Raw genomic sequence first — 12,936 nt, 5'->3', positions numbered from 1 at the left:
TTAAGTTTCCGGCTCCACTATAATATTATCTTTAAAATATAACCCCTTTACCGGATTTTTAAAAATCAACCCCGCACCTTTGCGGGTGTAAATTTGGTTTTTGGTAATTTCGATATCTTCTATTGTTTTGCCAATAATAATTCCCACATTACTTATAACGGTATTACCAGTAATTACCGTATTTTTAACGCTTGCCTCATTGTGAATGGCCGCATAAGCACTATTTCCTTCAATATAATTTTTTTCAATAATAATGTTTGAATAAGGTTCTTTTACCTCCCGGTGGGCAAAATTAATCCCGCTGTAAAGACAACCCTTAATTGAGTTGCCAACAATTTTAATATTTTTACTGGGAGTTTTTTCATCTAAAAGACCGTGAAAGGCATAGCCCTGTAAACCTTCATATTCTGCTGTGGAAGCATCAATTTGGATTGCTGCATTCTTTGCGTTAAATATTTCACATCCCTGAATCAAACCGTTATTTACAGCATTAAATTCTATTCCATGCCAGTAAGGATTAAGGATTCGGCAGTTTCTTACTGCGACATTTTCAGCATGAGCAAAGCCTACCCCACCGCCCCAATGTCGCACAATCTCGCGCCGGTCATCGAGGGTTAAATTTTCAACAATAATGTTTTTATTACCGTTAAAACCGGGAACATCAATGTTATCATTTATCACTAAATATTCGTTAAAGTCTTCGGCCCTTGCAATAACGGTTTTATCGACATCTTCACCAATTAAATAGCAATTAGACGGTAAAAATAAAGGTTTACTCAATAAGTAAACCCCTTTGGGTAGATAAATTATCCCCTTGCCGTGCTTCTTAACCGCCTGGATAGCTTCAAAAAAGGCTTCATCGTCGAAAAATTTATCATCGGGTGTTGCTCCGAAGTCGGTAACTTTAACCTTCTTAGCATTTAACCAGTATATTTTAGTGAGATAAAAATCTTCATACTTAAAGCCCAGTAGGAAAATAAAACATAAAACCCCTACTATCAGTAAGGTTAAGATAGCTTTTGACCTCTTCACCTAACTCCCTCGGAAGATTAATTGTTATAAATTTCCCCTGTAGTAGTATCGGAAATGCTGTTTAGGGGTGGTGTTTGTTGCTCAGCGGAAGGGGAGTAACCGACGGGGCTACTTTGATAAGTTGCCCCATCGGTAGTATTACTTGAATCACCGGATGGAGTGGTTTGTTGATTATTTTGCCCTGGAGGTGTTGTTTGTCCTTCGTTGTTTGAATTGGTAGGAATATTATTCCCATCACTTCCGTTATCGGAACTGACAGGATTTTGCTGATAGGTTTCGCTATTAGTTGTTGGCTTTTCCTCATAGGTTTCTTTAGTAGTTGAAGGCTTTGGAGTCACAACGGTTTTTTTCTTTTTGACAATTTTAATCCCCGCGTTTTCTTCCCTGGTACCAAGAACGATATTTTGTTCTATTTGGCCTGCAAACAGCATATCTACCAGGTTTTTAGCCGCTTCCAGATCCGCCTGCCAGTAGCTAATACCATTGTAGTTATAGAAATATCCCGGAAGGGTCTGGGTAATGATACTATCTTTGTTAAGCTCCCGACTAAAAGCCAAAAGCGACATCAGGTCTTTGGTGGACATATCCGTTTCAACCATTTGAATAACTTCCGGTATGAGTTTGGGAAGCTTTAAAAGCGTCCCCGGCTGCAAAGCTTGTTCGGCTAAAGCTTTTAAAAATTTCTGTTGTCTCTGGGTACGACTGATATCACCCAAAGCATCACTTCTATAGCGCACGTACATTAAGGCTTTTTCCCCGTTTAAGTGCTGCCGCCCCTTTTTAAGATTAATGGTATAGGGATATTCATCTGCGTGATACATGTTTTTCTCAACATCTATGGTAACCCCGCCCAAGGTATCGATAATTTTTTTAAAATCTTCAAAATTTACCAGGACATAATAATCAACGGGCTTTCCTAAAAGGTCAGAAACCATCTGTTTGGTTAAATCTATCCCACCTATAACGTGGGCAGCATTTATCTTGTCCCAGCCGTGCCCCGGGATATTTACCCGCGTATCCCGCGGTATGGAAACCAGAACAACTTTTTTTAAGTTGCTGTCAATGCTGGCAAAGATAATGGTATCGGTCCGCTCTTTGCGGTTTTTACTATGGCGGTCGTCAACCCCTAAAAGAAGAATATTTACCCTCCCGGGTTTTTCGCTGGCAATGGCTATGTTATTCCCCTGGGTTCGCGGGGGAGTAAACACATCTTTCATCGTAAAGTAAAAATAGGCAAAGGCAGTACCGACAACAAATAGCAAAGTTAAAAGGGATAAGAGTAAGACTTTTCTGCGTCGCTTTTTCTTATTTTGAATTTTCTTCTGTACCCTTTCCAGAGTTGAGTCCAATACTATCACCTCATTTCCTCATCTATTTTACTTTATTTTAAAAACTTCCACAATATTAAAATCTTAGAAAAAAGAAAAAGCGGAAGAGGTCTTCCCCTTCCGCCCAGGTTATTAAATTTTATTCGCCAAAATAATATACCGGTTTTCCGGTAGCCGTAGGACCGCTTGTTCTGGTCTGTCCGGCAAAGAAGGTATGGGTCCGGACATAGAGGTTATCGGCGGTCTTAGCGGTACCCGGCATGATTTTCTCCACATCAAAGGCACTGCCGTGGCAGGTAGAACAGGTTGCTTTTGGATCTATGAGGGTTGCGGTTTTCTTAGTTTTATGCGGTGAATGGCAATCGTTGCAACTTAAGATATTTTTCTTGTAGTGATTGGACTGGATGAAGCCCTGATACTGCTGATGGTGCTTGGCTTCTTCATAGACCCCGTAAGTGGTGGAAAGCACGTCGGTCTTAAATAATCCTGCCAAATCTCCGGTATAACTCTTATCAAAGGGATCTTCCGGCTGAATTCCTGGTGCTACAAGTTCTTCCGGATACCATTTGGTCCAGTCATCCCAGGGCATAAAGGTTTTACCAACTTCAGGAGCCGGCAGGTCTTCCCGGTAATTGCCTTGCGGAGACTTATACTTTTCATTTTCTACCCGGATATGGCAGTAGCCACAAGCACGGGTTTGCTCGGCTTTGGTTTTCTTGGCCGGATTCCAGATATCAAGCTTGGACTTGGTATAAACGTGAACCGAGCCGGGACCATGGCACGCTTCGCAGCCAACGTTCAGTTCCGACCAGGTTGCCTTTGAAGTTGCCGGATTGGCCGGGTCATAGTAAGTAAGCTTATATCCGGTGGTATGGCAGGTAGCGCACATCATGTTCCAGTCATTGGCATTCCCGTAATTTTCCCACTTGCCGGTCATGCGGTTAAACTGCTTGTTTAACAATTGCCAGCCACCGGTAACCTTATTTTTAACAAGGTAGCGTTGCTTCCAGTAGGATCCAACTACATACTGAACATCAAGGATGGAGAAGGTCTCTTTGGTAACGTTGCCAATGGTTGGTCCATCGTTGGTACCATTACCGTCCTGGTCATAAACCCATTTTAATACTGCATCTTTAAGAATTCCTTCATCCCGCTTCATAATCATCTTGCTGTGATAGGTATCTTCTTTCCAGCTACTATATTCGGTTGGGTGACAGGTTTTGCACTTTTCCGAAGTGACAAAAGTACGCTCTTTGGGTGCTCCCTTATACATTAAAGTCTTCGCTTTAGCTAAAAGAGCTTCCGCCTCGGTTTTGGTTAAAACCTTACCGGCGTTAAGGTAATAATCCTTACCGGATTTGTCCCCGGACACAAGATTATTTTTAACCATAATAGCAACGTAGCTTTTGTAAGCGGCATTTACCCCTTTTGAATCCTTAAACTTGGCCAGCACCTTATTTACTTCCGACGGATTAATCTTGAGATTTAAAAGAGTTGCAATGTACTTGTAGGCTTCCTGACGGGTTACCGTTGAGGTAGGTGCAGATACTTGAAGAGTCTTGCCTAAGATCTTGTCCACCGAAGCAGCAAAATCATTTTCGGTGTAATAGCCCGGAGCAGGTGCAGGCAGTTTGTAGCCATTATTTTTAAACGCCTGCCCTTCAGAAGTAAGTTTGCTGAAATCTGCCATGTCCGCATGGCAATAAGTACAGGCCTTGCCGGTTTGTGAAGCATAAGTACTATTGGCAAAAGCCGCGCCGGTAAAGAGCATCAGGCTTACGAGTATACCGGCAACGATCAAAACAGTACGCTTCACGAAAAAACCCCCTTTCAAAATTTTTTATATTTTGTAGTACTTTTGTAACAATTTTAACATATTTCGACTTAACTGTCATATGAAATATTGGAATAATTTGTTTTGGAAAAAATTATAAATACTATTTCAGTTATTTATGGTTTTTTATGGTTGTAGCTTTTCTTTTATAAATTTACACCTTGCTTATTTTGTGTTTTTTATATTTTATTGGTATAAGTTTTATTTATAGCATCCGAAAATATGTTTTTATTCCATCTTCTAATAACTGCATTGTTTTAAAAAAATAACCCTCCTTAAGCGGAGGGTTATTTACTGAAGTTTTACGTATTTTTTGCTTACATATCCATATTTCCCGCCCGAGGTTTTTACATAATACCAATCTCCGGTAGACTTATTAAGGTAAACGGTGAGACGTGTATTTAAAGGTAATTTCGCAATGATATTATTGCTGGAAATCTCGGGGGTTTTTCTTAAGTATAGGTTATTAGTTGCTACAATCCCAACTTTTGTTGTAACAGGAACTGCCGGGTTAGCAGCTGACATTTCTGCAATTTTTTTCTCTAAAGCAGCAATACGTTCCTGCAATTTATATACCTGGTCGGCAACCGCTTTTACCTGTTTATCCACATAACTTTTAGCTACCAGTGGATCCTGGGGAGAGCCGGGAATCGCATTTTCATTCTGGGCCAAGATTCTTCCTCCCAGGAATAGACCGGCAGCAAAAGCGATAATTATCCCTAAAATCACATATCCATTCTTTTTCATAAAAACCACCGCCTTAAGTCGATTTATTAATATTTTATCATTTTTTCGGTAAACTTGTCCAAAAAAACTGGTAAATTCACCGTTATCCTTCTATAATTAAATATGTAAGCTGCGGCCAAAGGGGGTGAAAAAAATGATTAAAACTTATTACTACAACCACAAAACTAACACCATGGAACATGATGTGGATTTATCAAGACTTTCCGAACTTTTAGCGGATCCGGAAAGCTTGCTGTGGGTTGATTTGTATAACTTTGAGGAAAAAGAGCTTTACTACCTTGCCCGCATTTTTAACTTTCACGAGTTGACGGTAGAAGACTGTTTAACCTTTAGCCCCCGGGCCAAAGTGGATAAGTATGAAAATTATTATTTCTTCCTGCTCCACGCCTTACGCTACGATGAAGAACAGGAGGAAGAAATCCTTCTGGTACAGTTAGGTGTTTATCTTGGTTCGAACTTTATCGTTACGGTTCATAAAAGCGCCCTTCCCAGTCTTGGTAAGCTTGCTTTGGTTTGCCGGCGGAGTTCCGAAATCTGTGTGAAGGGCACCGAATACTTTCTTTATTCGATTATCGACGGCATCGTCGATGAGTATTTTCCCATTCTCGAACAGGTAGCCAACCGTATCGAGGATCTGGAAGATGAAATTTACGAACAACCCAACCGGGAAATTACCGATGAGTTTATTGACTTAAAGCGTACCATTTTAGCAATCCGTCGGGCAATATCCCACCAGAAAAGAATTTTCGGCAATTTAATTCGTCCACCTTTCCCGTTAAGCGAAGAAATAAAACCTTATTTTTCTGACCTTGCCGACCATTTAGAGCGGGCCACCGATACGGTCGATAGCCAGCGGGACATGCTTGACCAAATCCTGATGACTTATAACTCCATCATCACCACCCGTACCAACGAAACTATGCGGGTTTTAACAATTATTTCCACAATTTTCATGCCCCTCACCTTTGTCACCGGTTTTTTCGGTATGAACGTACCTTTTCCAGCTCAAGACCATTATATCTCTACCGGCTTTATCACCGCAGGTTTAATCGCTATTTCTTACGGCATGATTCGCTGGTTTAAGTATAAAAATTGGATGTGAGAATGGTGATAGGTGGTGCGTCGTAAGTGGTGGGTATAACGGTGATAAGTAGTAAGTGGTCGGTCGTCGGTAAAAGGCTATTACCTGCCACAACAGGAGAGAAGTAAGAGGTTAAAAGTCAACCTCAACATCAAAAATTGCCCGTCCTACTCCAACTTCAATATATAAAAAGAGCGCACTTTTGTGCGCTCTTTTTAGTTTTCAATTTTTATTTACATTTTTTCAAAAGCATCTTTGTCGGCACCGCAATCGGGACAGACCCAATCGGCAGGAAGATTCTCAAAAGGAGTTCCCGGAGCTATACCTTGAGAATCATCCCCCACTTCCGGGTCATAAACATACCCGCAAATACTGCAAACATATTTGTCCATTACCATACCTCCTGTAATTTATTTTAGGATAAAAGCTTTCTCAATTCATTTACAAGCTTCACATCACCTATTAAAAGGGCTCCTACAAGTTTTTCATCCTTGTAGTAATACTTAAGGAAATTATCTCCCCGGTCTTCACGCCGGGAAGTAATTCCTTCACCGGACACCGTCCCAATGCTAAATACTGTCTTTCCAAAAACTTTTAACACGTTTTGCGGCGGAATAGGAGTATAAATTTTAGATGCTCCGGCAGCATTTGCTCCGGCAATTTTTCCCTGCTCCATTGCCACCGGCCAAATGCCCGGCATCTGACCCTCAAACTCGGCTACATCACCGGCTGCATAAATGTTTTCCCGGGAAGTAGCCATGTACTTGTCCACTATAATTCCCCGATTGACCCCTAAAGTTAGCATATTGGCCACTTCCAGGTAAGGCCGAACCCCGGTTGAAAATACCACCATATCGGTAGCTACCGAACTTCCATCTTTAAATACTACCTTTTCTACCTGTTCGTTACCTTCAATCCGGTCTACATCTTTGGTAAGATAAAGCTCCACCCCTGCTTCCCGGGCAGCTCCGGCAAGAATTTGGGAACCTTCTTCATCCACCTGGCGGGGTAATAAACGGTTGTTATGTTCTACCACCCCTACTTGAATTCCCCTTTTGCCAAGATAGTAAGCCACTTCCAGCCCCAGTACTCCCCCACCAATTATTACTGCTCTCCGGGCTTTTTCCGCCCGCTCCCGTATGGCCTTTAAATCATCCAAGTTCCTTAAGGTGTAAACTCCAGGAAGGTCCCCACCGGGCACCGGGGGTTTAAAAGCATAGCTTCCCGTTGTTAGCACCAAGCTGCTAAAGGGTACTACAGTCCCATCATGCAAAGTTAACTCCCGGGACTCCAACCGGGCTCCGGTAACCTTTTTCCCCAGAATTACCTGGATTTTCCGTTCCTCATACCAGGAAGGGGGATGAAGGAGTAAGCTTTCTTCATCCAGCTCCCCGCTTAAGTATTCCGAAAGCTTCAGCCGGTAATAGGGATAGTATTTCTCCGCGGAAATAAGAATTACTTCCGCAGTATCGCTAACCTCCCGGGCAGCGGCAGCTGCCGAAACCCCGGCAATCCCCCCGCCAACAATCACAATTTTCATCTTATCAACCTCACTGTGCAAGCAGCTTCTACCGCTGCTTGTTTTAGCCTTACGGTTTGAAAAAGGCAGCTTTAACTGCCTTCGCAGGGCCAATGCCTGAAGCCAGACCTGCAATTATTTCCAATCTCCAACCTCAAACTTCCAACTTCCAATTTACCCCCATTTTTGCTTGGTCATGTGGGTGGCAAGCTCGGCTTTTATCATTTGCCGAAGCTCATAAGCAGCTTTTGTGGCTTTTTCAAAAATATCGACGCAACCAGGATCTAACTTAATTTCCAGACCCCTTTGAGCAAGCTCAGCAACAATTGCTAAGTGTTTTGCCAGATTCATATGTATATCATTGGTTTCCCGGGACTTTAATACCAGTTGGGCTACATCCTCTTCCAGTTGATTGAATTTTTCCTTGGGAGCACCGCATTTGGGGCATTTATCCGGGGCATCATCCCCATCCCAGATAAATCCGCACACCGAACATTTAAAAAGCATTTGATATACCTCCTTTTAATTAAATTCATAAGACGGAACTTTTTAGAGTAAGAAATTAGATTTTGGAGGTTTGAATAAAATAGATTTAATGTTATATAAATTAGCTTTATAAGTTTTTCATTTTCTATCTTCCAATTTCCAACTTCTAATTTCCAAAAGGTCACTTACCACCATTATTAATAGTTTTCACTTAAAGGCATATAATAGCCTTTAGCGTGTTTGCAAACCGGGCAGACTTCCGGCGGCTCCGTACCTTCTACGATAAAGCCACATTCACTGCACTGCCAGCGAATTGCCGCATCCCGTTTTAAAAGTTTTCCCTGCGTTACCATTTCTAAAAGCTTTTGATACCGTTCGGCATGAAACTTCTCAATAGTCGCAAGCCTTTCAAAAAGCTCTGCCGCCTCAATCTCCCCTTCTTCCCGGGCAATTTTAGCAAATTCCGGATACATATCGGCGTATTCGTAAGTTTCACCTTCCATGGCCGCTTTTAAGTTTGCTGCAGTATCCCCTAAAGCCCCTAAAAGCTTAAAAAGCTGTTCGGCGTGCTCTTTTTCGTTTTGGGCGGTCTCTTCAAAAAACTTGGCTATCTCAATTAATCCTTCCTTTTTGGCTACCGCTGCAAAAAAAGTATACTTATTGCGCGCCTGACTCTCACCGGCAAAAGCCGCCAGTAAATTATCCCTGGTTTTACCCATTTTCAATACCTCCCTTAGGGAAAATTTTGTTAATTTCATTATATTAATCTCACGCCTAAAAATCAATGAAAATCAATGCATTTAATAATAATTATTACTAAATGCTGCAATTTTAGTAAATTTTTCAACATTTTTTCGTCAGCATAAATTTTTTATCTGCAAATAAAACTATAAATAAAGCGGGAAGAAATCCCAACCGTTTCGTTGAGGAAGCCCCTTAGGCGAAACCGGGATTTCCGCCCGCTTTAAAATTTATCCCAGCGGCGGGCCCGGGCTTACCGGCAGTAAGATAACATCACCGGGCATTAGCTTTTGCGGATCTTTCCCAGGATTTAATTTTATAATTTCTTCCACCGGTACGCCGATTTTCTTGGCTATTTTATAAAAAGTATCACCGGGCTTTATTACGTACTCCATCGTTTCCGGAGGCATTCCGGCCACCTCTCCTACTTCCGTTACAACAACCTGGGATACGGTTTCCGTAACTTTTGTTCTTACCCGGACCACTACTTCCGCTTGAAGGGTGCAATGCTCGCTCACTTTTACACTGGCGTATTCCACCTTCGGCCAGGTATAAAGATTTTGGCCGGGTTTGGCTCCGGGAATGCTCACCGTAAGTTTAAAGGGTACGTTTAAATCAAGATGGCGGATTTCCTCCGAACCTTCTGGCAAATACATGACCCCAAGCATTGCTTCCCCTTGAATTTCAACCTCTCCATCGGTTAAGCGCGAAGTTTTCACCACGGCTTTTTCCTGGTGGATTTGCAGGATTTTTACCTCCCCATCAAGTTTCCGTTCTTTTTGAGCGGTAGTCTGGGCGGTATTTTCACCCACCACTCTTTCGGCTAAGAGCTTTGTAGTGGTGTATTCGGCACCGGTGAGTTTGGTTACTACTCTTATTTGTTTTTCCATTAAGGCCTGGGCTAAAAGTTTTAACCTTACTTCAATTCTAAGCTCCCGATTGCTAATTTTTACCGCTTTAATCTCTAAAACTTCACCGTTTACCTCACCCATCATCCCTTCTTCGGCCAATGGCACTTCGACAAATTCAAATACGGGAATGGTAAAACGAACCGTACATTCGGAATCCTCATGGTAATAAGTTACCTTGGCTTCAATCTCTCCTTCTACCACCACTTTTCCGGCTAAAGTTCTCGCCGATTTAGCCCGAAACTCCCCGGTAATACTTGAAATGCCATCTATATCCGGTTTATCTTTGGGGATTTTAACCCGGCTTTGATACGATTTTTCCTTTTCCCCCATCCCTATTACTGCATCTACTTTAATTAAAGTCTTTTCCGGAAGTAAATTATCCGGTGCATCGGTTACCACCTCCAAGACGGTAGTTTTAACCGCCCGCACCTTATTTTTAAGAGTAACTTCTACCGAAAACTTTTCCCCCTGGTCGATTATAGTCGCTTTAAAATTTACGACCTCCGAAGTTGCTTTCACCAGATCTCCCGGGCTTACCCCGGGTAAATCCAGTAAATCCTCAAAAGGTAGATTTTTTTCATAATGGAAAACTTTATCGTGCCGGTTTTGAGCGGAGTAGTAGATATGAACGGTTACAACCCCATTAATCCTTACCTTGTCCTTTTCCACCATAACCTTTTGAATTTTACATTCAGCATAGGCTCTTATTATTTTTTCTATTGGCGGTAAGTAGAAAGGCAGCTCCATCACGCTCATTAATTTTAGCTCTTTTTCCGCTTCCCCCACCAAAATGTTGACCTTTAACTGCTCTTTTAAAATATCCATTTTTTCACCTCCTTCTTTTCTTAATTTATAGTATGATTTTGCGGCTAAAGACGTTTTTCCAGAATTTTATGGATTAATATAATCTTTTTTATCTTTTATAATTAAGACAAGGAGGGGTAACATGAAAAAATTTATCACTATTACCTTGCTTGCGCTTTTTCTTTTAGGAGCCACCCTTATTCCCGTTTCTGCTTATACCTTGAATATTGTACTCGTACCAAAAACAACTCCTGCGGTTACTTCTGGACCTTCTGCCTCAGTTGCTACCAATCCTCAGGGAATAGTGCTGACCGCTGATGAAAAAAGATTCTTAGAACTAACCAATCAGGCCCGGATAAAAAATGGCCTTAAACCTTTAACGTTGGACCCAAGATTGGTACAAACCGCCCGGCTCAAAGCCGAAGATATGGCCAAACTCGGTTACTTTGGCCACATCTCTCCCACCTACGGTAAACCTTCCACCATGATGATAGCTTATGGCATTAAAGATTACCGTTGGATTGGGGGGGAAAACTTAGCGCAAAACTCAACGGTGGATCGGGCTTTTACTGCCTTAATGAACAGCCCCACCCACCGGGCCAATATCTTAGACCCCCGCTACACCCATATCGGGGTAGCTTCGGTCAGCGGAGGCCGATACGGCAAGCTCTGGGTTCAGCACTTCTGCGGCAAGTAGCAATTTGGGGACAGTCCCTAAAATTATACTTTAAGTATAAAAAAGGGGACTGTCCCTATCTTTATACTTTAAAACCCGCCGGAGCGGCGGGCTTTAAAGTTAGTCTTCATTCAATACGAAGAGGACTAAAATGAACAGGAAGAAAAACATCCATTCGTTATTTTTCCAGCTCATCTTTCTCCCTCCTTTTGGTTTCTACCTTATAATATTCAATTAACTCCTTCGGGGTTACTGTCCGGCTTATACTCCAGGATTTCCCGTAGATTGGATATGGTAAAGCTTATCGTTGATAAAGTTTTCTTTACCGTATCTAACGTAAAGCTTACCGACCTTATGTGCCGGTCCATATCTTCCGATAGGGCAATTAAAACTACAATGATTAAAAGAATTTTTAAGTTTTTATTTGAGACAAAATTAAACGCTGCCTGTTCCGGCAGAGCCTTTACCGTCTCCTCCATAACTTCACCCCCACTATTAAAATATGAATAAGTAAAAGTTAGGGTTCTTTTCCTGCTCTTTTGCATAATATGGTATTAAAGGGTAAACAGGAGGTGGAAAAATTGGACCTGGATAAACTTTTAGCCCAGGGTAAAAAGGAACTTTTAGCCAAAAAAATTGAAACGGTAAGCCCCGGCGGCGGAGTTAAAATAGTTTTAAACGGCCTTATGGAAGTTATGGAAATAAAAATAAATCCTGCCCTTTTTAAAGAGGAAAAAGTGGATTATCTTGAACGGCTATTAAAAGAAACCTTTAATTTAGCCGCCAAAAGAGCTCAAAAGATAATTGCCGAAGAGATAGAGAAAAATCTTTCAAACTCTCCATTAAGCAATCTTTTTAACCTCTTTGGCTAAATAAAAACCCTCTCAATTCCCTGCCCGGAATTTGAGAGGGTCATATTTTTTTAAAGGGTATTGTAGAGGGCTTGAAATTTTTCCAGGTGTACTATTTCGTCATTTCTAATTTCATAAATTACCCGGTCCACCTTTTCTAAAGTGGAATAATTTATAATCTCTAAATAATCCCTTATTGCCGCTTCTTCCCCTTTGATTGCCTTTTGCACCGCTTCTTTAATATTGGTCACTTTCCCCGGCAAAACTCCGGTAATCACCGGGCTTTTACCCGTCAGGTCACGGTATAAATCGGAAATTTTTACAATATGTTCCCGCTCATCGTGTCTTGCCTCGACAAAAGCTTCCCGCACCAGATAATCGTTAGTCGCTTTTAATACTTCCGTGTAAAAAAGCTCCGCCTCTTTTTCATCTTTTAAAGCCTGATCTAACATTTCCACAAGTTTATCCAAGTTCATATCTACCCCTTCTTCCCTCTTTTTTATAAATAAAGCCCTCCAGGGAGGGCTTTAGAATAGGATTAATCTTCCATTCCAAATAGTAAGAGGATTAAAAGAAAGAATAATAAGAAGTTCATTGGTTTTTTATGATGGTCATGATTACAATTATATCCCATAAAATGACCTCCTTTCACTCTCCTTAAAATAATTCACTAACTACTCTTCCATGCCAAAAAGCAAGAGGATGAGAATCAGGAAAAAGAAGAAATCCATTCCCTTTTTCATATTGCCCATTACACTACCTCCTTTTCCACAGTAGAATAAGTTTCCTGCTCGCTATAACGGTCATTAAGACCAAAAATTAAAAGGATGAGAATTAAAAACAAGAACCATTTGCTGCCCCCAATTACCGACATCCGCGTCCCTCCTTTTACTCTGTCTAATTTAACTTATGAATTTGAGGGCAAT

At 41.4% G+C, this 12,936-nt stretch carries 15 protein-coding genes; 3 read left to right on the top strand and 12 right to left on the bottom strand.

Features of this window, described 5'->3' with window-relative positions; all coding sequences use genetic code 11:
* The 4 genes from ciss_RS00475 to ciss_RS00460 all read right to left on the bottom strand — a co-directional run bounded on the left by ciss_RS00475 (window position 1) and on the right by ciss_RS00460 (window position 4,941).
* Window positions 1-1,032, bottom strand: coding sequence for a glycosyl hydrolase family 28-related protein (locus ciss_RS00475; protein WP_075864369.1), 1,032 nt, complete (start codon window positions 1,030-1,032; stop codon window positions 1-3).
* Between the two features lie 17 nt (window positions 1,033-1,049).
* Window positions 1,050-2,390, bottom strand: coding sequence for an LCP family protein (locus ciss_RS00470; protein WP_143298444.1), 1,341 nt, complete (start codon window positions 2,388-2,390; stop codon window positions 1,050-1,052).
* Window positions 2,391-2,499: 109 nt separating this feature from the next.
* Window positions 2,500-4,176 carry a multiheme c-type cytochrome gene (locus ciss_RS00465; RefSeq protein ID WP_088775843.1) on the bottom strand — a complete coding sequence of 559 codons (1,677 nt, stop codon included), beginning with the start codon at window positions 4,174-4,176 and terminating at the stop codon, window positions 2,500-2,502.
* A gap of 309 nt (window positions 4,177-4,485) precedes the next feature.
* On the bottom strand, window positions 4,486-4,941 hold the full coding sequence (locus ciss_RS00460; protein ID WP_075864367.1) for an SH3 domain-containing protein: 456 nt from the start codon (window positions 4,939-4,941) through the stop codon (window positions 4,486-4,488).
* Between the two features lie 133 nt (window positions 4,942-5,074).
* Here ciss_RS00460 and corA point away from each other — a divergent pair, with 133 nt between their 5' ends.
* On the top strand, window positions 5,075-6,043 hold the full coding sequence (gene corA / locus ciss_RS00455; RefSeq protein WP_075864366.1) for a magnesium/cobalt transporter CorA: 969 nt from the start codon (window positions 5,075-5,077) through the stop codon (window positions 6,041-6,043).
* 212 nt (window positions 6,044-6,255) lie between these two features.
* On the opposite strand, the gene rd is transcribed toward corA, so the two are convergent.
* The 5 genes from rd to ciss_RS00430 all read right to left on the bottom strand — a co-directional run bounded on the left by rd (window position 6,256) and on the right by ciss_RS00430 (window position 10,504).
* On the bottom strand, window positions 6,256-6,414 hold the full coding sequence (rd, locus tag ciss_RS00450; RefSeq protein WP_075864365.1) for a rubredoxin: 159 nt from the start codon (window positions 6,412-6,414) through the stop codon (window positions 6,256-6,258).
* 23 nt (window positions 6,415-6,437) lie between these two features.
* A complete protein-coding gene (locus ciss_RS00445) occupies window positions 6,438-7,562 on the bottom strand; it encodes an NAD(P)/FAD-dependent oxidoreductase (protein ID WP_143298443.1) in 1,125 nt (374 codons plus the stop codon).
* 153 nt (window positions 7,563-7,715) lie between these two features.
* On the bottom strand, window positions 7,716-8,048 hold the full coding sequence (locus tag ciss_RS00440; protein ID WP_075864363.1) for a rubredoxin-like domain-containing protein: 333 nt from the start codon (window positions 8,046-8,048) through the stop codon (window positions 7,716-7,718).
* A 176-nt stretch (window positions 8,049-8,224) separates the two neighbouring features.
* Entirely contained in the window at window positions 8,225-8,746 is a 522-nt protein-coding gene (rbr, locus tag ciss_RS00435) for a rubrerythrin (RefSeq protein ID WP_075864362.1), read from the bottom strand.
* A gap of 252 nt (window positions 8,747-8,998) precedes the next feature.
* Complete coding sequence (locus ciss_RS00430) at window positions 8,999-10,504, bottom strand: DUF3794 and LysM peptidoglycan-binding domain-containing protein (protein ID WP_075864361.1); 1,506 nt, start codon at window positions 10,502-10,504, stop codon at window positions 8,999-9,001.
* Between the two features lie 121 nt (window positions 10,505-10,625).
* On the opposite strand from ciss_RS00430, the gene ciss_RS00425 reads away from it, so the two are divergent.
* A complete protein-coding gene (locus tag ciss_RS00425; protein ID WP_075864360.1) occupies window positions 10,626-11,180 on the top strand; it encodes a CAP domain-containing protein in 555 nt (184 codons plus the stop codon).
* A 209-nt stretch (window positions 11,181-11,389) separates the two neighbouring features.
* Here ciss_RS00425 and ciss_RS00420 read toward each other — a convergent pair whose 3' ends face one another.
* Window positions 11,390-11,638, bottom strand: a complete 249-nt coding sequence (locus ciss_RS00420; protein ID WP_075864359.1) for a hypothetical protein — start codon at window positions 11,636-11,638, stop codon at window positions 11,390-11,392.
* A 102-nt stretch (window positions 11,639-11,740) separates the two neighbouring features.
* Here ciss_RS00420 and ciss_RS00415 point away from each other — a divergent pair, with 102 nt between their 5' ends.
* Window positions 11,741-12,031, top strand: coding sequence for a YbaB/EbfC family nucleoid-associated protein (locus ciss_RS00415; RefSeq protein WP_075864358.1), 291 nt, complete (start codon window positions 11,741-11,743; stop codon window positions 12,029-12,031).
* A 50-nt stretch (window positions 12,032-12,081) separates the two neighbouring features.
* Here ciss_RS00415 and ciss_RS00410 read toward each other — a convergent pair whose 3' ends face one another.
* Window positions 12,082-12,486, bottom strand: a complete 405-nt coding sequence (locus tag ciss_RS00410) for a ferritin family protein (RefSeq protein WP_075864357.1) — start codon at window positions 12,484-12,486, stop codon at window positions 12,082-12,084.
* Between the two features lie 275 nt (window positions 12,487-12,761).
* Entirely contained in the window at window positions 12,762-12,884 is a 123-nt protein-coding gene (locus ciss_RS13645; protein WP_268874183.1) for a hypothetical protein, read from the bottom strand.
* Window positions 12,885-12,936 lie beyond the last annotated feature (52 nt).

This window comes from Carboxydothermus islandicus, from assembly GCF_001950325.1.
Taxonomy (GTDB): Bacteria; Bacillota; Z-2901; order Carboxydothermales; family Carboxydothermaceae; genus Carboxydothermus; species Carboxydothermus islandicus.
This window is presented reverse-complemented; position numbering and strand designations above follow the sequence as displayed.

Excerpts from the sequence above, each read along its gene's own strand:
- ciss_RS00460 (WP_075864367.1), bottom strand. The coding sequence starts at position 4,941 with ATGAAAAAGAATGGATATGTGATTTTAGGGATAATTATCGCTTTTGCT.
- ciss_RS00410 (WP_075864357.1), bottom strand. The coding sequence starts at position 12,486 with ATGAACTTGGATAAACTTGTGGAAATGTTAGATCAGGCTTTAAAAGAT.
- ciss_RS13645 (WP_268874183.1), bottom strand. The coding sequence starts at position 12,884 with ATGTCGGTAATTGGGGGCAGCAAATGGTTCTTGTTTTTAATTCTCATC.
- rd (WP_075864365.1), bottom strand. The coding sequence starts at position 6,414 with ATGGACAAATATGTTTGCAGTATTTGCGGGTATGTTTATGACCCGGAA.
- corA (WP_075864366.1), top strand. The coding sequence starts at position 5,075 with ATGATTAAAACTTATTACTACAACCACAAAACTAACACCATGGAACAT.
- ciss_RS00440 (WP_075864363.1), bottom strand. The coding sequence starts at position 8,048 with ATGCTTTTTAAATGTTCGGTGTGCGGATTTATCTGGGATGGGGATGAT.
- ciss_RS00430 (WP_075864361.1), bottom strand. The coding sequence starts at position 10,504 with ATGGATATTTTAAAAGAGCAGTTAAAGGTCAACATTTTGGTGGGGGAA.
- ciss_RS00420 (WP_075864359.1), bottom strand. The coding sequence starts at position 11,638 with ATGGAGGAGACGGTAAAGGCTCTGCCGGAACAGGCAGCGTTTAATTTT.
- ciss_RS00445 (WP_143298443.1), bottom strand. The coding sequence starts at position 7,562 with ATGAAAATTGTGATTGTTGGCGGGGGGATTGCCGGGGTTTCGGCAGCT.
- rbr (WP_075864362.1), bottom strand. The coding sequence starts at position 8,746 with ATGGGTAAAACCAGGGATAATTTACTGGCGGCTTTTGCCGGTGAGAGT.
- ciss_RS00425 (WP_075864360.1), top strand. The coding sequence starts at position 10,626 with ATGAAAAAATTTATCACTATTACCTTGCTTGCGCTTTTTCTTTTAGGA.